Origin of the sequence: Pseudomonas sp. Z3-8 (assembly GCF_051131975.1) — a bacterium.
Classification (GTDB): domain Bacteria; phylum Pseudomonadota; class Gammaproteobacteria; order Pseudomonadales; family Pseudomonadaceae; genus Aquipseudomonas.
The window spans coordinates 2,853,454-2,873,836 of record NZ_CP071643.1 but is presented as its reverse complement, the minus strand read 5'-3'; the positions used below and the strand labels follow the sequence as shown (position 1 = coordinate 2,873,836).

Annotated in this window: 16 protein-coding genes; 10 read left to right on the top strand and 6 right to left on the bottom strand. The window is 62.8% G+C overall.

The annotated features are described in order from the left end of the window. The first annotated feature begins 131 nt into the window (after positions 1-131). The 7 genes from J3P94_RS13285 (at position 132) to J3P94_RS13255 (ending at position 6,199) form a co-directional block, all read left to right on the top strand. Complete coding sequence (locus tag J3P94_RS13285) at positions 132-1,298, top strand: MFS transporter (RefSeq protein WP_434573986.1); 1,167 nt, start codon at positions 132-134, stop codon at positions 1,296-1,298. 80 nt (positions 1,299-1,378) lie between these two features. Then, entirely contained in the window at positions 1,379-2,050 is a 672-nt protein-coding gene (locus J3P94_RS13280; RefSeq protein WP_305500821.1) for a GntR family transcriptional regulator, read from the top strand. 109 nt (positions 2,051-2,159) lie between these two features. After that, positions 2,160-3,092, top strand: a complete 933-nt coding sequence (locus J3P94_RS13275; protein ID WP_434573983.1) for a 4-hydroxyproline epimerase — start codon at positions 2,160-2,162, stop codon at positions 3,090-3,092. Next, on the top strand, positions 3,089-4,204 hold the full coding sequence (locus J3P94_RS13270; protein WP_434573981.1) for an NAD(P)/FAD-dependent oxidoreductase: 1,116 nt from the start codon (positions 3,089-3,091) through the stop codon (positions 4,202-4,204). Before J3P94_RS13275 ends, J3P94_RS13270 begins: the two co-directional genes overlap by 4 nt. 193 nt (positions 4,205-4,397) lie before the next feature. Further along, positions 4,398-4,634: a 2Fe-2S iron-sulfur cluster-binding protein gene (locus J3P94_RS13265; RefSeq protein ID WP_434573980.1), complete on the top strand. Its 237-nt coding sequence runs from the start codon at positions 4,398-4,400 to the stop codon at positions 4,632-4,634. After that, the gene (locus J3P94_RS13260; protein ID WP_434573978.1) at positions 4,631-5,887 is read left to right on the top strand and encodes an FAD-dependent oxidoreductase; all 1,257 of its coding nucleotides are present in this window, start codon (positions 4,631-4,633) and stop codon (positions 5,885-5,887) included. The genes J3P94_RS13265 and J3P94_RS13260 overlap by 4 nt, the downstream gene beginning before the upstream one ends. A gap of 81 nt (positions 5,888-5,968) precedes the next feature. Beyond that, positions 5,969-6,199, top strand: a complete 231-nt coding sequence (locus tag J3P94_RS13255; RefSeq protein ID WP_305500811.1) for a hypothetical protein — start codon at positions 5,969-5,971, stop codon at positions 6,197-6,199. A gap of 67 nt (positions 6,200-6,266) precedes the next feature. Here the strand turns inward: J3P94_RS13255 and J3P94_RS13250 are convergent, their stop codons facing one another. From J3P94_RS13250 to J3P94_RS13240, 3 genes are all read right to left on the bottom strand, one after another. Beyond that, positions 6,267-8,201: a PAS domain S-box protein gene (locus J3P94_RS13250; protein ID WP_434573976.1), complete on the bottom strand. Its 1,935-nt coding sequence runs from the start codon at positions 8,199-8,201 to the stop codon at positions 6,267-6,269. A 126-nt stretch (positions 8,202-8,327) separates the two neighbouring features. After that, complete coding sequence (locus J3P94_RS13245) at positions 8,328-10,655, bottom strand: helicase C-terminal domain-containing protein (RefSeq protein WP_434574163.1); 2,328 nt, start codon at positions 10,653-10,655, stop codon at positions 8,328-8,330. Positions 10,656-10,660: 5 nt separating this feature from the next. Further along, complete coding sequence (locus tag J3P94_RS13240) at positions 10,661-12,313, bottom strand: VRR-NUC domain-containing protein (protein WP_434573975.1); 1,653 nt, start codon at positions 12,311-12,313, stop codon at positions 10,661-10,663. Between the two features lie 220 nt (positions 12,314-12,533). Here J3P94_RS13240 and J3P94_RS13235 point away from each other — a divergent pair, with 220 nt between their 5' ends. After that, positions 12,534-12,758: a YgdI/YgdR family lipoprotein gene (locus tag J3P94_RS13235; protein ID WP_434573973.1), complete on the top strand. Its 225-nt coding sequence runs from the start codon at positions 12,534-12,536 to the stop codon at positions 12,756-12,758. A 16-nt stretch (positions 12,759-12,774) separates the two neighbouring features. Here J3P94_RS13235 and J3P94_RS13230 read toward each other — a convergent pair whose 3' ends face one another. Next, positions 12,775-13,695 carry a LysR family transcriptional regulator gene (locus J3P94_RS13230; RefSeq protein ID WP_434573971.1) on the bottom strand — a complete coding sequence of 307 codons (921 nt, stop codon included), beginning with the start codon at positions 13,693-13,695 and terminating at the stop codon, positions 12,775-12,777. A gap of 129 nt (positions 13,696-13,824) precedes the next feature. On the opposite strand from J3P94_RS13230, the gene J3P94_RS13225 reads away from it, so the two are divergent. Together J3P94_RS13225 and J3P94_RS13220 are read left to right on the top strand one after the other, a co-directional pair. Next, positions 13,825-15,267: an MFS transporter gene (locus tag J3P94_RS13225; protein WP_434573969.1), complete on the top strand. Its 1,443-nt coding sequence runs from the start codon at positions 13,825-13,827 to the stop codon at positions 15,265-15,267. 209 nt (positions 15,268-15,476) lie between these two features. Then, positions 15,477-15,755: a DUF1652 domain-containing protein gene (locus tag J3P94_RS13220; RefSeq protein ID WP_003201764.1), complete on the top strand. Its 279-nt coding sequence runs from the start codon at positions 15,477-15,479 to the stop codon at positions 15,753-15,755. Positions 15,756-15,971: 216 nt separating this feature from the next. Here the strand turns inward: J3P94_RS13220 and J3P94_RS13215 are convergent, their stop codons facing one another. Next, on the bottom strand, positions 15,972-18,440 hold the full coding sequence (locus J3P94_RS13215) for a UvrD-helicase domain-containing protein (RefSeq protein WP_434573967.1): 2,469 nt from the start codon (positions 18,438-18,440) through the stop codon (positions 15,972-15,974). A gap of 220 nt (positions 18,441-18,660) precedes the next feature. Further along, on the bottom strand, positions 18,661-20,307 hold the full coding sequence (gene pgm, locus J3P94_RS13210) for a phosphoglucomutase (alpha-D-glucose-1,6-bisphosphate-dependent) (RefSeq protein WP_434573965.1): 1,647 nt from the start codon (positions 20,305-20,307) through the stop codon (positions 18,661-18,663). Positions 20,308-20,383: the final 76 nt, after the last annotated feature.

The window sequence follows — 20,383 nt, the reverse complement described above, 5'->3', positions numbered from 1 at the left end:
ACACGGGCTCTCTCCAAGTGTTCTTGAATTTCGCGCAAACAGTTAAACATAAAAGGCGTCCGTCTGTTCCTTGTTTGCCTGCGGGACGGCCGCGATAGTTCGCCGAGACTCCGCACTCTCAAGGAACGCTCTTGAACGCATCGCAACGACACTCATGGGGCCTGGCATTCGGACTGTGCCTGATCACCCTGGCGGTCAATCTCCAGGCGCCGCTGTACACCACCTATGCGCAGCTTTCCGGCTACGGAGCCGGCGCCACGGCGGTGGCGTTCTCCGGTTATGTGCTGGGGGTGTTGCCGGTGCTGCTGGCCTTCGGCGGTTTGGCCGACCGGGTGGGTCGCAAACCGTTGATTCTCACTGCACTTGTCCTGTCGATGCTGGCGACGCTGGTCACCGTGCTCTGGCCCAACCTGATCGCCCTGGGTGTGGCGCGCCTGATGATGGGGGTCGGGACCGGGCTGGCCTCGGCGACCGCGACCGCCTACATGACGGAACTGCTGGCAACTGCCGACAGCCGCTCACCGGCCAACCGGGTCACGGCGAGCACCTCCCTGGGTTTTGGCCTGGGCGCGGCGCTGACCAGCCTGTTTCTTTTCGCCTGCCCCAGCGTTACCCCTGGCAGTTTCTGGCTGCAGTTGGTGCTGGCTGGCCTGGCGCTGATCGTGGTCTGGCGGCTGCCCGACCCCGCGGTGCGAATCGAGCAGGCGCCGCTGCTGCGCCAGCCGCTGTTTCCCGCCGGGAGCCTGCCCTACAGCTTTTCCATGCTGCTGGCCTGGGCCACTTCCGGGCTGGTGATCGCGATCCTGCCGTCGGTGCTGGCCAGCCACGATTTGCAGCGTTGGTCGGGATTGTCAACGTTTACTGTCATCAGCTGCGGCCTGCTCTTCCAGCCCTGGGTGCGACGCATGCAACCGGCCAGAGCTACCGGCTTGGGCTTGTTGGTCTTGCCGTTGAGCTATGCATTGCTCGCCTGGGGCGCGAGCATCGGCTCCCTGGCCGCGGTGCTGTTCGGGGCCCTGGGCGCCAGCAGTGCGTGCTATGGATTTTTGTATCTCGGCGGGTTGTCGGCAGTGACCGCCATGGCCGGTGCGCAGAAAGCCCGGGTCAGCGCCGGTTTTTTCCTGTTCGCCTACGTCGGGTTCAGCATCCCGGTGGTGGTGACCGGGTTGCTGGCCGATCGTTTCGGCGCTGACATGGCGCTGCTGGTGTTCGGCCTGGCACTGCTGGCGGGCGCAGCGGTCACCGGTTTGCTGATCGTTCGCAGCGAAGCTTTCATCGCCCAGCCATCCCATGGCTGACCTCGCCACACCAGCGCTCGACATCGCCGCAGGCAAAGTCGTATACCATATCCCCAACTCAGCCCGAACGACTCGCCGCCGTGACATTATCCAAGTTCAACCTGCCCGACCTGGGCAATACCCCTTCCACCTCGGAAATCATCACCCGTCACCTGCGCGATGCCATTGTGGCCGGGCACTTTGCCGAAGACGAGCCGATCCGCCAGGACGACATCGCCCGGCAGTTCAATGTCAGCAAGATCCCCGTGCGCGAGGCGCTCAAGCGCCTGGAGGCCGAAGGCCTGGTGATGTTCCAGCGCAACCGCGGGGCGATGGTCACGCGGATTTCCGAAGCGGAACTGGCGCAGATGTTCGAGGTGCGGATGCTGCTCGAGGACAAGGTCCTGCGCCTGGCCATTCCCAACATGACCGAAGCGACCTTCGCCCGCGCCGACAGCATCTGTCGCGAGTTCATCGGCGAAGATGACGTCGGCCGCTGGGCCGAGCTCAACTGGCAACTGCACGCATGCCTTTACGAACCGGCGCAACGGCCGTTCATGGTCGGGCTGATCCGCTCGGTCCACGACAAGCTTGAACGTTACCTGCGCATGCAGATGAGCCTGTCGGCGGGCAAGGAGCGCGCCGACCACGAGCACCGGGAAATACTCGACGCCTGCCGGGCCGGTGATGTCGAACGCGCGGTGAAGCTGCTGGACGAACACATCGCCGGAGTCTGCCAGACACTTTTCGAATTCCTGCCGTCGAGCCGATGATGCCTTCGCACTGTGCCGATTTCGTCACGAGCGACAGATAAAACCCTCAAGCCGCCAACCCTCGGCACGGGCCACGCTTGCGTTCACTCACCTGAACGGACGTGGCGCCATGAAACGCATCACTGTGATCGACTCCCACACCGGCGGCGAACCGACCCGATTGGTCACCGCCGGTTTCCCTGAACTGGGCCAGGGCAGCATGGCCGAGCGCAGGCAGCGCCTGGCCGAACAGCACGATGCCTGGCGCACCGCGTGCGTGCTGGAACCCAGGGGCAGCGATGTGCTGGTGGGCGCCCTGCTGTGTGAACCGGTGGACCCGACGGCCTGTGCCGGAGTGATCTTTTTCAACAACAGCGGTTACCTGGGCATGTGCGGCCACGGCACTATCGGCCTGGTGGCGTCATTGGCGCACCTGGGCCGGATCGGCCCCGGCGTGCATAACATCGAGACGCCGGTGGGCACGGTGCAGGCCACTCTGCACGAGGATCGTTCTGTCAGCGTGCGCAACGTGCCGGCCTACCGTTATCGCCAGGCGTTGCGCCTGGAAGTGCCCGGCATCGGTCCGGTGGTGGGCGACGTGGCCTGGGGCGGCAATTGGTTTTTCCTGATCGCCGACCATGGCCAGCGGGTGGCGGGCGACAATCTCGATGCCTTGACCGCCTACACGTTCGCGGTCCAGCAGGCTCTGGAACAGCAGGGCTTTCGGGGCGAGGACGGCGGGCTGATCGATCACATCGAACTGTTCGCCGATGATCCCGATGCCGACAGTCGCAACTTCGTGCTCTGCCCCGGCAAGGCCTATGACCGCTCCCCTTGCGGCACCGGCACTAGCGCCAAACTGGCGTGCCTGGCCGCCGACGGCAAGTTGCAACCGGGACAGATCTGGCGTCAGGCCAGTGTCATCGGCAGTGAATTCGAAGGCTCGTACGAGCGTTCAGGCGAGCGCATCGTCCCGACCATCCGCGGCCGCGCCTACATCAGCGCCGAAACTACGTTGATCATCGATCCGGACGACCCGTTCGCCTGGGGCATTCGTCCGTGAGCGAGGGTCCTGTCGCCGATGTCATCGTCATTGGCGCCGGCATCATCGGCGCGGCCTGCGCCCGGACCTTGGCCCTGCGTGGCTTGCGGGTGCTGGTGCTGGACGCCGGCTGGCACGGCGCCACGGCGGCCGGCATGGGGCATCTGCTGGTGCTCGACGACAACCCGGCGGAGCTGGCCCTGAGCCAATATTCCCTGCGGCGATGGCGCGAGTTGGCCCCCGCCTTGCCTGAGGGCTGCGCCTGGCGCAATAACGGCACACTGTGGCTGGCCGCCAACGCCGAAGAGATGGCCGTGGCCCACGACAAGTACCTGAATCTGATGGCCCACGGCGAAGCCTGCGAACTGCTTGGCCGGGCCGCTTTGCAGCAGCGCGAACCGGAACTGCGGACGGGACTGGAAGGCGGGCTGCTGATCAAGGGCGACGGCATTCTCTATGCGCCCGCCGCCGCCCGCTGGATGCTCGATCACGACAACATTCGCCAGCAACGTGCCGAGGTCAGCGAAGTGGACGGCCTCCGCGTACGACTCAGTGACGGTCATTGGCTGAGTGCCGAAGCGGTGGTGCTCGCCAACGGCATCCAGGCCACCGACTTGTGTCCGGAGCTGCCGATCGAACCCAAGAAAGGCCACCTGTTGATCACCGATCGCTACCCCGCCACTGTCACCCACACCCTGGTCGAACTGGGTTATGTCACCAGCGCCCACAACGCCAGCGGGCCATCGGTGGCCTGTAACATCCAGCCGCGCCCTACCGGACAACTGTTCATTGGCGCCTCTCGGCAATTTGGCAACATCGATCCGCAGGTCGAGGGCTGGATGCTGGCGAAAATGCTCAAGCGCGCCGTCGACTACATGCCTGGCCTGGCGCATCTCAACGGCATCCGCGCCTGGACCGGTTTTCGCGCGGCGAGCCCCGACGGCCTGCCGCTGGTGGGCCAGCATCCGCAACGCAAGGGCCTGTGGCTGGCGGTGGGTCACGAAGGACTCGGCGTCACCACCGCGCCGGCGACGGCCGACCTGCTGGTCGCGCAACTGTTCAACGAAACCGCGCCGCTGGCCCCACAACCTTATCTGCCGCAACGTTTCCTGGGAGAACCTGCCCATGCCTGAAGCCCTGAACCTCTCTCCCGTGGCGAGGGAGCTTGCTCCTGCTGGACTGCGCAGCGGTCCCAATACATTGCTAGCAGGTTACCCAGGCACACCGCGTGTACTGGTTTTGCGGCGGCTGCGCCACCGAGCGGGAGCAAGCTCCCTCGCCACGGTGGGTTGCTCCAGGCTCTATCTGGCTGAAGGGTAAGAGACCATGCCTGAACTCTTCATTGATGGACGTAAATTCTCGATCGCTGAAGGCACCACCGTCGCCGCGGCTTTGGCCCTGGGCTCCGACGGCTGCAGCCGAACCTCGGTGACCGGCCAGCGACGCGCGCCCTTGTGCGGCATGGGCATCTGCCAGGAGTGCCGGGTGCTGATCGACAGCCGCCGGCGCCTGGCCTGCCAGACGCTGTGCCGTGATGGCATGCAAGTGGACACCCGGGCATGAATCAATCCACTGACATTCTGATCATCGGTGCCGGCCCTGCCGGAATGGCGGCGGCGCTGGCGGCGTCCAGCAGCGGCGCGCGCATTGTGCTGCTCGACGACAACCCGGTCCCCGGCGGACAGATCTGGCGCGACGGCCCCCAGGCCAACCTGCCCAAGCAGGCACGGCGCTTGCGGGAACGGGTGCGCGCTTGCACCAATGTGTCCTGGCGCATGGGCGCCCGAGTGATCGCCAGCGCCGCCGATAAAACCTTGCTGGTAGAAGACGCCGAGCAGGGTTGGCTGATCGCCTATGACCGCTTGATCCTGTGCACCGGAGCCCGTGAACTGCTGCTGCCCTTCCCTGGCTGGACGCTGCCCGGTGTCACCGGCGCCGGCGGCTTGCAGGCGTTGATCAAGGGCGGCCTGCCGGTGCGTGGCGAACGTTTGGTGATCGCCGGCAGCGGGCCGCTGTTACTTGCCAGTGCGGCCACGGCGAAACATCACGGGGCGCAACTGCTGCGAATCGCCGAGCAAGCCAACCGCGCCGCCGTGGCGGGTTTCGCCGCGAGTCTGCCGCGCTGGCCGGGCAAATTGTTGCAGGCGTTCAGCCTGTTCGATTCTCACTACCGCACCGACGCCTACGTGCTGGAGGCCTTGGGAACGGACAAGCTCGAAGGTGTGCGTCTGCTGCAACACGGCAAAACCGTTGAACTGGCCTGCGACCGGTTGGCCTGTGGCTTCGGCCTTATTCCCAATACCCAGCTGGGCCAGGCTTTAGGCTGTGGCCTTGATGGACAAGCGCTTGCGGTCGATGCCCGGCAAGCCACGACTCGCGTTGATCATTACGCCGCAGGTGAATGCACCGGTTTCGGCGGCAGCGAACTGGCCTTGGTGGAGGGCGCCATCGCTGGCCACGCCGCTGTCGGCGAGACCCTGGCCGCCGAGCGTCTGTGGCCTGGTCGTGCACGCTGGCAAGGTTTTGCCCGGGCCTTGAACTCTGCGTTTGCGCTTGATGCCCATTTGAAGAACCTGCCCCAACGCGACACCTTGGTCTGCCGTTGTGAAGACGTGGCCTATGGTGAGCTGAGCGATTTTGAGAACTGGCGTGAGGCGAAACTGGCGAGTCGTTGCGGCATGGGGGCGTGTCAGGGCCGGGTCTGTGGTGCGGCGCTGGAGCATCTGCTTGGCTGGACGCCGCCTGCTCCTCGCCCGCCTTTCAGTCCGGCGCGGATAGAAACGTTGCTGAGGTTGGAAGATATCCCGTTCAATTGAGAACGGCCCTGTGCTTGAAAAAAAAGAATTCCACGCCCGTGCCAAGGTCTGTAGAGCATCAACGGCAAGAGGAAGAAATGCGTGGATTATCTGGGATGGGTCCAATGGCCCGCGATGGCGGTAACGGTATTGGCCGCGTGGCTGATCGGCTCACGCCAACCCCGCCGGCGGGTCGCTGGGTTCAGTTGTTTTATCGTCAGTAACATTCTCTGGGTCGTGTGGGGTCTGCACACCGATGCCTATGCGCTGATCGTCCTGCAGTTCTGCCTGTGTGCGATGAACCTGCGCGGCTTCAAGAAAAATACCCAGTAGCTGCGCAAGTCGCTTTGGTGGCGAGGGAGCTTGCTCGCGATGGGTTGCGCAGCGACCCCAAGACGGTTTATTTCATCGTCTGCCCAATCACCTGCACCAGATCAATCTGCTTGAACGGCTTGGTCAGCCGTGGCAACTGCGTGGCGAAGCCTTCCAGGCGCTCGGCGTAGCCAGTCGCCAGGATGATCGGCAGCGTCGGCTGACGGTCGCGCAGCAGTTTCGCCAACTGCGCACCGTCCATCTGGGGCATGGCCATGTCGGTGATCACCAGGTCGATATCCGGGTTGCGCTCATACAACTCCAGCGCCTGGGGGCCCGACAGCGCGCAAAGCACCCGGTGGCCAAGGTCTTCGATCAGCAAGCGGGTGCTGGTCATCACCAGGCTGTCATCGTCGACCACCAATACCAGTAGCGCGTGGACAGGTGGCGTAGCCGTGTCCACGACCGGCGGCTTGTCCGTGGTCGACTCATCAGCCACCGGCAACCACAGCTCGGCGGTGGTACCGACGCCTTTTTCGCTCTTGAGGATTAGCCGTCCGCCCAGTTGCTCGGCCAGACCATGCACCATGGACAGTCCCAGCCCGGTGCCCTTGCCCACGCCCTTGGTAGTGAAAAAAGGATCCACGGCCGAGGCCAGCGTCATTTCGTCCATGCCATCACCTTCGTCGGTGAGCGACAGGCAAATGTATCGCTCGTTGCCTAACGGCCTACCTGGACCACCGGCCTGGCTACCCAGCCGCTCCTGCGCCTCGATCAATATCCTGCCGCCCTGGGGCATGGCATCCCGGGCATTGGTCGCCAGGTTGAGGATCGCCAGTTCGAGCTGGTTGACGTCGGCCAGTACCGGCGACAACGCCTCGGCAAATCGGGTCTGGATATGAATCGACGGGCCCATCGAACTTTGCAGCAGGCCGCTGATGCCTTGCACCAGCGTCGCCAGCTCCACTGGTTCGGAGCTGAGCTTCTGCCGACGGGCGAACGCCAGCATGCGCTGGGTCAGGGAAACACCGCGAAGCGCCCCCTGCACGGCGTTGTCCAGCAGTTGGGTGAGTTTTGGTTCGCTGGGCATGCGCTTGCGCATGATTTCCAGGTTGCCGAGGATCACTGTCAGCAGATTGTTGAAATCGTGGGCGATGCCGCCGGTAAGCTGGCCGATCGCTTGCAGTTTCTGCGCTTGAAACAGTGCCTCGCGAGCCTGCTCCAAGGCCTGTTGCGCCTGCGTGGCATCGGTAATGTCGCGGGTGATCTTGGCAAATCCCAGGAGTGTGCCGGTATCGCTGCGAATCGCATCGATAACCACATGAGCCATGAAGCGCGTGCCATCCTTGCGCACGCGCCACCCCTTCTTTTCAAAACGGCCGACGCTGGCGGCGATGCTCAGGGCCCGCTGCGGCTCCCCGGCCTCCCGGTCTTCGGGGGTGTAGAACATCGAGAAGTGCTGGCCGATCGCTTGGGCCGGCAGGTAGCCCTTGATCCGCTGCGCACCCTGGTTCCAGTTGGTCACCTGCCCGTCCGGGTCAAGCATATAGATGGCGTAGTCGGTGACGCTTTGCACCAGCAGGCGGAACTGTTGCTCGCTCTGCTTGAGGGTTTCCTCGGCCATCTTGCGATCGGTCAGGTCCCGGGTGATCTTGGCGAAACCGAGCAGTTCGCCGCTCTGGCTGTCGATGATCGGGTCGATGACCACATGGGACCAGAACAGCGTGCCGTCCTTGCGCACCCGCCAGCCTTCGCCTTCGAAACGCCCCTCGCGCACGGCCGTATCGAGGGCCGATTGCGGCAACCCGGCGGCACGGTCCTGATCGGTGTAGAACCGGGAAAAGTGCTGGCCGAGGATCTCGGATTCCTCATACCCCTTGAAGCGTCGAGCGCCAGAGTTCCAGCTGGTGATGATGCCGGACGGGTCGGTCATGTAAATGGCGTAGTCGACCACGGCATCGATAAGCAGCCGGAAGCGCTGTTCTTCGTTGATGCGGGTAGTCTTTGGGTTGTTCTCAAGCATGTTGGCCGAGGGATCAGGGGATTTATGCGGAGTATGGAACAACTGCAGCCCGAGTAAAAACCTGATTTATGTGGGGCTATAGAATACTTGTGGGAGCGAGCTTGCTCGCGATCGCGGTGGATCAGTCTATGAAGATGCAACCTGTTCCGACGCCATCGCGAGCAAGCTCGCTCCCACATTGGATTGGGGTTGCTCCTGCCTGACGGTCCACCACTGCGGCAATAATCGCTGCACCTTGGCCTCGCCAAAGCGGTCGTCGATCAGCATCACCACTCCGCGATCCTGCTGGGTGCGGATGACCCGGCCAGCGGCCTGCACGACTTTTTGCAGGCCGGGATACAGGTAGGTGTAGTCATAGCCGTCGCCAAAGATCGTCGCCATGCGCTGCTTGATCTGTTCATTGACCGGGTTGAACTGCGCCAGCCCGAGGGTGGCGATGAACGCTCCGATCAGCCGCGAGCCCGGCAGGTCGATGCCCTCGCCGAACGCGCCGCCCAGCACCGCGAAGCCAATGCCCTGGCTGTGCTCCATGAAGCGTTCGAGGAACGCCTGCCGCGGCGCCTCGCCCATTCCGCGCGATTGCGTCCAGGTCGCAATGTGCGGATGTCGCTCGGCCAACAACCCGGCCACCTGTTGCAAGTAATCGAAGCTGCTGAAGAACGCCAGGTAGTTGCCGGGACGCTCGGAGAACTGGCGAGCCATCAGCGCGACGATCGGCTCAAGGGAGCCCTGGCGATGGGCGAAGCGGGTGGAGATCCGGCTGACCACCCGGACATCCAACTGTTCGGCCTGGAACGGTGATTCGACATCGATCCATACCGTGTCCGCGGGTGTCCCCAGCAAATCGGCGTAATAGCGCCGCGGGCTCAGGGTCGCGGAGAACAGTACGCTGCTGCGCGACGCCGTGAACCTGGGTCGCAGGAAACCGGCCGGCACCACGTTGCGCAGGCACAGCGTCGACAGGCTGCGCTGGCGGCCGGATTCGCGCTTGTGAATATCGAACAGGAAATGCTCATCAAATGCCTCCGCCACGCGAGCGAACTGCAACGCATCGAAATAAAACGCTTGCAGCTGACTGTCCAGCCCTTGGGGATGGTCATTGAGGTAATCGCCGATGGCGCTGGTGCACGTTCCCAATGCCTGAAGCAGTTTCTCCGGTGGTTTTTCATACGCCTGGTAGGCGGCAATTTGCGGCTCGTGCAAGGCGCTCCACTGACGGCTGACCTTGCGCAACGATTTCTTCAAAGGCTCCGGCGCCGTTTTCAGCACCGTCGCCAGCGCAAGCTGGTCCAGGCTCGCGCTGTACATCTGGCGCCCTCGCTCCACCAGGTTGTGGGCTTCGTCCACCAGGGTCGCGACCGTCCAGCCATTGGCCTGGGCGAGGCCGAAGAGCAAGGCGCTGAAATCGAAGTAGTAGTTGTAGTCAGCCACCACCACGTCGGCCCAACGGGCCATTTCCTGGCTCAGGTAGTACGGACAGACTTCATGGCTCAAGGCGATATCGCGCAACGCCGCCTGGTCGAGCAGCGTGACCTGGCTCGCCGCTGCCCGGGCCAGCGGCAGGCGATCATAAAACCCCCGGGCCAGCGGGCATGATTCGCCGTGGCAGGCTTTGTCCGGATGCTCGCAGGCCTTGTCCCGCGCGATCATTTCCAATACCCGCAGCGGCATCGCCGGGGCGTTGTTGGTGATCAGCTGGGCCGCATCCAGGGCCAGCCTGCGTCCGGGGGTTTTTGCCGTGAGAAACAACACCTTGTCCAGACGCTGCGGCGCCATGGCCTTGAACATGGGGAACAAGGTGCCGACGGTCTTGCCGATGCCAGTGGGCGCCTGGGCCATCAGGCAGCGCCCGGTGCTGACCGCCTTGAACACCGATTCAGCCAGGTGACGTTGCCCCGGCCGAAAGCCGGCGTGGGGAAACGTCAGCGCCTGGGCGCCCAGGTTACGCGCCTGGCGATGGCGCATTTCCTGTTCGGCCCACGCCAGGAACCGAGCACACTGCTGCTCGAAGAACGCCTGGAGCTGCGAGGCTTCGCAGCTTTGGGTCAGGCAGGTCTCCTTTTCACTGACGATGTCGAAATAGACCAAGGCAACCTCAATGCGCGGCAACTGCAACTTTTCGCACAGCAGCCAGCCATAAATTTTCGCCTGGGCCCAATGCAACTGGCGGTGGTTGTCCGGTTGCTTGCTCAGGTCGCCCCGATAGGTCTTCACTTCCTCCAGACGATTGCGGGCCGGGTCGTAGCCGTCGGCCCGCCCCTTGACCTTCAAGGTCTGGTAGACGCCTTCCAGGCTGACTTCGGCCTGGTAGCCCTCCTGGCGCCGTGATGCCACGGTACGGTGGCCGACGATACCTTCCAGGGCGGTGGGTGACGGCGTGAAACGCAAGTCGAGATCGCCGACCTTCGCGGTGAACTCGCATAACGCCCGCACGGCAATGCTGTAGCCCGGCATCTCGGTCACGCGCCCTGCTCCGCCCATTGCACATAACAGACGGCGACGGGCATCCGGTGTTCGTGGCAGAACTCCAGCCAGCGCAGTTGGTTATCCTGCAGGCGATCGCCGGGGCCTTTGACTTCGATCATGCGGTAGGTCTTGTGCTGCGGCCAGAACTGGATCAGGTCGGGCATGCCGGCGCGGTTGGCCTTGATGTCCAGCAGCAGACGGCCGAACCAGTGCTTGAGGTGTTCGGCCGGCAGACAGTCAAGCGCCTGGTCCAGCAGGTCTTCGGACAGTGCGCCCCAGAACACGAACGGTGACTGCACGCCCCATTTTTCCGCGTAACGTCGACGGATGGTCTGCCGATAGCGCCCGTCGTCCAGCTCGGCGAAACAGGCCGCGAACAGTTCGGCGCGACGGTCATGGAAATCTTCGTTCAGCAGGTCCACCGGCCCGCGCTGGAACGGGTGGAAAAAAGCCCCCGGCAGCGGCGCGAAAATCGCCGGCCAGCACAACAGGCCGAACAGCGAATTGACCAGGCTGTTCTCGACGTAGTGCACCGGGGCGGCTTCGTCATGCAGATGAGCCTGTACGTAATATTCCACCGACAACGTCGGGTCGACACGCGGCAGATGCAAGTCCAGTCGTTCGACCTCCCTGGCCACGGCGCGGGCCACCGGCGGGCCGCCGAGTTTGCGCCGCAGTCGGGGCACGATCCGGAGCAAGGCCTGGCGCTCGGCAGCGCTTTGGGGCGCCTGGGCCGCGGCCTCACCCAGTTCGAGGGCCAGGGCATATTCGCCGATGCGCTCCAGCACGCGGATCATTCGCAGTCGCGCGCCGGGGTAAGTACAGCCGCGATAAAGACTCAGGGCCTGGGCAAAATCACCGATGCGTTCGCAATGCTGGCCGATCTGGAACAATAGCTTGCCCCGGCGCCGCTCAAGCCAGGGATTGTCCAGCTCCAGGGCATTGACCCGGGCGATGATCGGTTCGAGCGGTTCGCCGGCGTCGAAGCGTTGCTGGCATTCATGCAGGAAGACGCAGGCATCGATGTCCTCGCGGCTGCGCAGCCCCCGGGAATCGGCGCTGAACTCAACGGCTTCATAGACAAAGATACCCAGGTCCGCCAGCACGAACTCCGACCAGTCCTGATAGAGATTGCCGAAGAACATCAACCGCAAACGGTCGCACAGCCCCATCACCGTGAGGCTGTACAGCCGCTCTTCGAGTTGCGGGCACCAGGCGCGAAACGGCTGCGGCTGGCCGTCCTGATCACTCAGGGTGTGCAGCCATTCGGATTTGCGTGCCTTGGGTTGCTCGATCAGATGCCCCAGGCACAGAAGTATTTCCGGCTTGAGCAGCATATCGAACAGTTCGACAAGGCTCAGGCACGCCTGCTCTTCGACCCAGCCCAGCGCCAACAACGGCGCCACGGCGTCGGCGATGTCGCCAATTTCCGCATAGCGCAGCTTGGTGTGACGAAAGTGCAGGCCCTTGCGCATCACCATCCGCACCAGCAAGCCTTGGGCCGGACGCGGCAAAGCGATGAAATCATCGATAAACCGATGCTCTTCGACACTCAATACGTCGGCATAGCGTTGCGTCAACCAGGCGAGGACCCGCTGGAAGTTGTTCAGGTAATAAAAGGGGTCGTCAAGGGGATTGGCTGTCACGGAAAAAAGCGCCACGCATGCTGAAACACTGGTTATGCGTACAGATATCAGCTACTCGCCGCCCAGGCAACTGCAAAAGATGAGCGGTCGCCTATATTTAAAGGAGAAATCCTTCCCTGTGCGATGAACTTTCCTACAACAAGCGAGACCAATGGCGGTTAACTCAGTGATGGCCCGGTCGAATCAGCCGGGCTGCGTCCTTTCGAAAGAGGTTATGGATATGAACATCAGGTTTCTGGGCCTGCCCTTGGTCGTCACCGCGCTGCTGGCGCTGGCCGGCTGCGCCTCTCCGACCGTGGTGACCTTGCAGAACGGTACCCAGTATTTGACCGAGGACACGCCGAACACCCGCACCGCCGATGGCTTCTACGAATTCGAAGACATTTCTGGCCGCAAAGTCCGGGTCCGCGCCGATGAAGTGGCGACGATTCGCAAGGAAGACTGAACCGTTTCCTCCAGGCTTATTGCCCCCCAGGTTTTTTGCGCGCGTATTGATCCGCGCAAACCTCTCTCATGCAATCTCTTAACCAGCGATGCACCGGATCGGCATCCATACGCGGGTGCCAGAGCATCGCGATAGTGAACCCGGGCAGCGCAAACGGCAGCGCGAAACTGTGCATGCCGGTGCGCAAACGGGTGGTGTAGCGCTCCGGCACGCTGGCGATGAGGTCGCTGGACCGGGCGAGCCCCAGCGCAGCGGAAAAGCCCGGGACGCTGGTGATGATTTCACGGGACAGACCCAATGCCCCCAATGCCTGATCCATCGGTCCATGATCGAGGTCGTGCAGGGACACGCCGATGTGCGCGCCCATCCCATAGTCGGCAGCGCTCACCTCGATCTGGCTCAGCGGATGCCCCGGGCGAACCACGCCGATGAGGCGGTCTCGAAACAACGCCTGCGTGCGCAACTCCGGACGGGTGCGCTCATCCACCACGGCGGTTTCCAGATCCACACTGCCCTCGCGCAGCGCGGTGCTGTCCTTATCGGCCTTGTCGACGAAACACAGCCGAACCCCTGGCGCCTGTTCGCTGACTCGGGCAATCAGCTCCAGCGCGAAATTCTCCACGAAGCCTTGGCGGGTACGCAGCGTGAAGGTTCGGTTCACTCGACGCAGATCCGGCGCCTGCTCCGGGCGCAGCGCGGCCTGGGCGTCCTGGACCAGTTGACTGACCTGCTCGCGCAACGCCAGCGCGCGCGGAGTTGGCACCAGACCCCGCCCGGCCCGCACCAGCAACGGGTCGCCAGTGGCCTGGCGCAACCGCGCCAATGCCCGGCTCATGGCCGAAGGACTGAGGCGCAGCCGGCGCGCCGCACCAGCCACGCTGCCTTCGGACAGCAGCACATCCAGGGTGAGGAGCAAATTCAAATCGGGTGCGGACATTGATGGGACTCGATCACAGGTGGCGTTGTGTGCAGCTGTAACATGCAACTGCTGCGTCTTCCGCCATGTTATGCCTCGGCGTACCGTTCTGACAGCTGCGCCGAAGGAGCCGCAGACAGAGAGGACACGATGAAACCCGTTACTGCAGATCACCTGTCAACAAATGCCGACAATCCACCGCAGCGCAAGGCACATGGAGCCCTGGCCAGCCTTGCACTGGCAACGCTGCTCGCATCCCTGGGCGCCAGCGTCGCCAGCGTCGGCTTGCCGGTGCTGGCCCAGGCATTCGATGCGTCCTTCCAACTGGTCCAGTGGGTGGTCCTCGCCTATCTGCTGGCGATCACCACGCTGATCGTCAGCCTCGGACGCTTGGGCGACCTGATCGGGCGCCGCAAGCTGCTGCTGGCGGGCATCGCGCTGTTCACGCTGGCTTCGGCCCTGTGTGGCCTGGCGCCGTCGTTGTGGCTGCTGATCGCTGCCAGGGCCCTGCAAGGCGTGGGCGCGGCCATCATGATGACGTTGACCCTGGCCCTCGTCGGCGAAACGGTCGACAAAGCCAGGACCGGCAGCGCCATGGGTCTGCTCGCCACGCTGTCAGCGGTCGGCACCGCCCTCGGGCCGTCCCTTGGCGGCATATTGATCAGCGGGTTCGGCTGGCAGGCGTTGTTTCTGATCAACGTTCCTCTCGGGTTACTGACGCTGTTGCTGGCCTGGCGCTTTTTGCCTGCCGGATACCCGGCGCAAAAGACCGGGCGCGTGGGTTTCGATGGCCTGGGCACGCTCCTGCTGGCTTTCACACTGGGCGCTTATGCCCTGGCCATGACACTCGGACGTGGGAGCTTTGGCGCATTGAATATCGGCCTGTTGCTGGCGGCGGTCCTGAGCGGCGGATGGTTCGTCCGGACGCAGAAACGACTCGCGTCGCCGCTGATCCCGCTGCCGATGTTTCGCGACCGCCTGCTCGTCTCGGGCCTGGCTACAAGCGCGCTGGTCGCCGCGATCATGATGGCGACCCTGCTGGTCGGCCCGTTCTATCTCGCCATCGCCCTCGGGTTGCCTCCGACAACGGTGGGCCTGGTGTTGGCGGCAGGGCCGTGTGTCGCCGCCCTCGCCGGCATGCCCGCCGGGCGGCTGACGGACCGTTTCGGCGTGCGCCTCATGCGTCTCGTCGGGCTGACGACCCTGATGTTCGGCTGTCTGCTGCTGTCGCTGGTTCCTCCCGCCTTGGGCATAGCCGGTTATGCCGCGGCCATTGTAGTCACGACACTTGGCTATGCGATGTTCCAGACGGCCAACAATACATCGGTCATGGCCGAGCTCCCCGCCCATCAGCGGGGGGCCATTGCCGGCTTGCTCAACTTGTCGCGCAACCTGGGATTCCTTACTGGCGCATCAGTGCTAGGTGCAGTCTTCGCCAGCGCTTTGCCGACGAACGGTATCGGCGCTACAACACCCGAAACTGCGGCCCACGGCTTGCACGTCACCTTCGCCATTGCCCTCGCAATGGCGGGCCTGGCACTGCTGATTGGGCTGAAATACCGCGATCCAGAGCCGTCGTCCCAACGGCAATAAACCTCATGCAAACGATGGTGGCATTCTGAACATTCCCGATTAAGTCATGATCCAGATCAAAAAAACTGAACCAATCGCCAAACGGACTGAAAAAATCCACATCAGCTTCATTTTCCGGTGCTATTTTAATTCTCACTGGTAGGGCCATGATGGCTCTTCCTTCCTGACATGAGCAAACGGAAGCGCTTGATGAAGAAGGCGGGCTACAGATGAATAAAGGATCTTTCAGCAAGGTTACATTCCCCAACGCCTGCCAATTGATGCGCTGGCATTTCCATCCCATGGGCTTCGAGGCCAGCATGGATGCGCCGGGCAGCATGGTGGCCCGGTTGTTCGACCGTGCCAGCGGCGAAACCATGATCGCGATTGCAGGCATCCCCTGCGCCACCGTGATGAACGCGCCTGATGTGGAGCGAATCATCGAAGCGGTGGAAGCCGAGCTTGAAGCCTTCGTACCGCCGGTTGGCTTGCGACGATTCGCTTCCTGAACAAAAAAGCCCACATTCACTGATGCGGTTCATTCAAGGCAATCGACAAACCCGTGGCGAGGGAGCTTGCTCCCGCTGGGCTGCATAGCGGCCCCAAAACCTGCCAATGCGGAGTATCAGGCACACCGCACCCGTAGGTTTACGACTGCTCCGCAGCCGAGCGGGAGCAAGCTCCCTCGCCACGGGCTTTTTTGTGATTATCGACTGTGACATGTATCAGCCGCGCGCACGGCGATGATCGACAAAGAATGGCTTGCCCGCCGCGACACGGTCCGAGGCTCTGGGCGCGTTGGCGGCTTGACTGTCCTGGCCGTCCACATACCAGTAGCAATGTTGCACCGCCCGCGTGATCCCCACGTATGCCAGGCGCAGAATCTCATCTTTTTGCGCCGTGTCGTACGGTTCGGTGTCGCCGTCCTGGCCCAGCCCGGCCATCCGGTAGACCTGGTTCTTGTACGGCGAACTGGTCAGATGCTGGCAGTCACCCAGAAGGAATACCGCATCCGCCTCAAGGCCTTTCGCGCTGTGATAAGTCATTTGCCTGAAGCGTCTCATTGGCATCGGCAAGCTAGAATCAACATTAACTATTGGCTGAATATGCTTTTCTAACAATGACTTGTCGCTACTTCTTCGATACAGCATCAAGATCGAATCACCCTTCCGGTAATGCTCATCAAGTCGCCGCGCCAACCCTTCGTCATCTCGATCCAGCACATTGACCGGACTTGGCGTTCGTGACACGCCGCTGGCCTTGGCTTTTTTGCCAGGCATGGCCTCCGCCGCGCGCACGACATGCTCGGCGGCGTCGATGATGTATTGATGGCTGCGGTAGTTTTCGGTGAGCATCACCCGCGTGCTGGCCGGGGACGGGAATTGCTTGTTGAAGGCCATGAAGAAACTCGGCGAACTGCCCCGCCAGCCATAGATCGATTGCCAGTCGTCACCCACGCACAACAGCGAAGAACGCTGGGCGGCGCGCCCCACGTGCAGGGCGGTACCGCGCCTGCGCACTTCGCGCAGGCTCGCTCGGATCCAGGAGACGATCTGCGGCGAAACATCCTGGAACTCGTCGATCATCAAGTGGGCCATCGGCCGCAACAGCGCGTCATCGAGCAGCTTGAAGTTTTCCTCTGAATGCTCGCTGAACAGCGCAAACATGCGGTTGTAGGTCATGACCGGCGGCGACTGGTCGAGCAGATGATCCTCGAAAGCGCGCCAGAAGCGGCTCAACGCTTCGAAGAAATACCGATCGGGATCGTCATGGGAGAAACTCATCTGGCCCACGGCATCAGGGACATCCAGGCCGAGATTCTCGATGAACCCTGCCGCCGCGACAAAACAGTCCAGCAAAGGGGCGGAGCCCAGCTCTCCCTTGACCTTGTAATCGAACCCCGGCCCGGCACTGGCATCCCCGGCCAACGAGGCCAATACGCGCCTGGATTCCTCATAACTGTCGAGCCATATCAATGGCTTACGACAGAAAGCTTGAAACAGGGTCCGCTTTACAGCCCATTCCGCGCGCAGGCTCAGCTTGGCGCCGGGCCGGCTGAGCTGAGAATCTTCACGTGGATCGAAACCCAGCATTACCCAGGCGTCCAGCGAAGGAACGTAACCGTGGCAATGAAACCTGGAACCATTGACTTCGAAGGCCTGGCGTTTCGGCTCGATCCCCTTGATTGGCCAGGCGCCCGCCTTCAACCAGAGATCCTCGATCGCGTCGCACAGTGCTTCGTCGCGCTGGGCCGCCAGTTCAGTCACGGCTATCCGCTTCTGCACATCCGGGTGATCGCGCTCCAGCGTCTTGAGCTGCAAGGCGTGCCGGGAAAGCGGCTTGATCAGCTCGCGGAAACGCTCGTCACGCTTGTAGAGGCTGTGATAACAGGCGTTGAGGTGCTGGCGCTGGACCTCGTTGATGCGCAAGTCGAATGGGCTCGCCAAGGCGCCATCGTCATTTGGCCCGGCGCGAAGGCTCAGCGCCTCGAAGGCCTGGAGCCGTTCGAATCCAGGCAGGCTGCGCACCATGGGCAGGATTCGTGAGTGGAACGTGCGCACCAGCTCGCGTGCCTGCGCCAGGCTGATCGTACGCCCCCAAAGCGCAAACATGTCGATGAGCTTCTGCATGAAGTCCTTGCGCGATTCGCGAGTAAACGTGACCACGGTCATCGAATCCAGCTCGAACCCCAAGTAATGACAGAGAAGCACGATGCGCAGTACCAGCGTTGTGGACTTGCCTGCGCCTGCCCCCGCGACGACCGACGTCGCCGGGGTGTCGCTGAAAATCATCTTCCACTGCGCGCTGCTGGGTTGCGCATGCGCCGGTAGCAGGCGCGCGACGTCGGCCTTGATGCGCTTCTTCAGTTCGGCGGTAAGCGGCAGGCGCCAGTCATCGAACAACAGATCGTCGACTTTGGGCCCCGGATGCTCGGTGCTGCGCCAATCCCTGATCAGCAGGACCTGACGCCCCTCTTCCAGGCCTTCGGCCTTGCCTTCCTTGAAACCATAATCAAAACCCGCGGTGTGCCCGCTACGAAAGCCATCGGCCTGGCCATGCAGCCAGGACGCCCGGTGCTGCGCGCGCAGGCGCGTCAGGCCATGACCAAAAAATCGCGCAGCCAGGCGCTTGAGCCAGGGCATCTGGGCCAGTGGCAGGAGTTCGGGAGGAAGATCGGGAGTGTGTTGCGACACGCTGAAGGACTCCGGTGTTCAGAACCATGAGGGCTATGGTGTCTGGATTTGCAGCCGGATTCCAGCCAAAAGCTTTGCTGTCAGCTATTTAGACGATGAAATGAAAGTGATATGGCAGGTTGGCATTGCGCTATTTCAGGGGACTAGGCCCTTCGCGAGCAGGCTCGCTCCCACAGTCAGATTACCTGTGGGAGCGAGCCTGCTCGCGAAAAGGACGCGATCACTGCCCGGAAATCGCGCCATCCACGAGCGCCTGGGCCTCGACCACCAGCTGTTTCAGGTGCTCGTCGCCAATAAAGCTTTCGGCGTAGATCTTGTAGATGTCCTCGGTGCCGGACGGACGCGCGGCAAACCAGCCATTTTCGGTCATGACTTTCAGGCCGCCGATGGCCTGGTCGTTACCCGGGGCGTGGCTGAGGATGCTCTGGATCGTTTCGCCCGCCAGTTCAGTGGACTGGACCTGATCCGGCGACAGCTTGCTCAGCAGCGCTTTCTGCTGCGGGCTGGCCTTGGCATCGACACGTACCGAGAACGGCTCGCCCAGCTCGTCCGTCAGGGCGCGATAGGCCTGGCTTGGGTCGCGACCGGTGCGAGCCGTCATTTCAGCGGCCAACAAGGCCGGGATCAGCCCATCCTTGTCGGTGCTCCATACGCCGCCATCCTTGCGCAGGAACGAGGCACCGGCGCTTTCTTCACCGCCAAAGCCAAGGGAACCATCGAACAGGCCGTCGGCGAACCACTTGAAGCCCACCGGCACCTCATAGAGGCGGCGGCCCAGGCGCTTGGCCACGCGGTCGATCAGGCCGCTGCTGACCACGGTCTTGCCGACCGCCGCATCGGCACGCCATTGCGGCCGATTCTGGAACAGATAATCGATGGAGACCGCCAGGTAATTGTTCGGCGCCAGCAAGCCGCCACTCGGCGTCACGATGCCGTGGCGGTCATGGTCCGGGTCGCAGGCGAAGGCCACGTCGAAGCGCTCCTTCAAACCGATCAAACCTTGCATGGCGTGGCTGGAGGACGGGTCCATGCGGATCTGCCCGTCCCAATCGACCGTCATGAAGCGGAAGGTGGAATCCACCTGGGTGTTGACCACTTCCAGGTCCAGTCGATAGTGTTCGGCGATGGCGGGCCAGTAGCGCACGCCAGCGCCGCCCAGCGGGTCTACGCCCAGGCGCAGCCCTGCACCACGGATCGCGTCGAAATCGATGACGTTGCCGAGGTCTGCCACGTAGGTATTGAGATAATCGTGACGGTGAGTGGTTTCGGCCTTGAGCGCCTGTTCGTAGCTGATGCGCTTGACGCCGGCCAACTGGTTGGCCAACAGCTCGTTGGCCTTGGCTTCAATCCATTTGGTGATATGGGTATCGGCCGGACCGCCATTGGTGGGGTTGTATTTGTAGCCGCCACTTTGTGGCGGATTGTGCGACGGCGTAATGACGATGCCGTCAGCCAGCCCAGTGGTCCGGCCACGGTTGTAGCACAGGATGGCGTGGGAAATCGCTGGCGTCGGGGTGTACTCGTCACCCTCGGCGATCATCACGGTCACGCCATTGGCGGCCAGCACTTCCAACGCGCTGGCTCCCGCCGGAGTCGACAGTGCATGAGTGTCGATACCGACAAACAGCGGTCCGTCGATGCCCTGGGCTTCACGGTACAGGCAGATCGCCTGACTGATGGCCAGTACGTGCCATTCGTTAAACCCCAGATCGAACGAACTGCCACGATGCCCGGAAGTGCCGAACGCGACGCGCTGGGTCGCAATCGAGGCGTCGGGCCGGCCGGTGTAATACGCCGTCACCAGTCGCGGGATATCGATCAACAACTCTGCCGGCGCCGGCTTGCCCGCAAATGGACTGACTGTCATGCAAAACCTCGGAATGGAGTGGCTCGGAAAAATGAAGGCAGTTTACTGACAGTTCGACCATCACGCGACGGGTTCG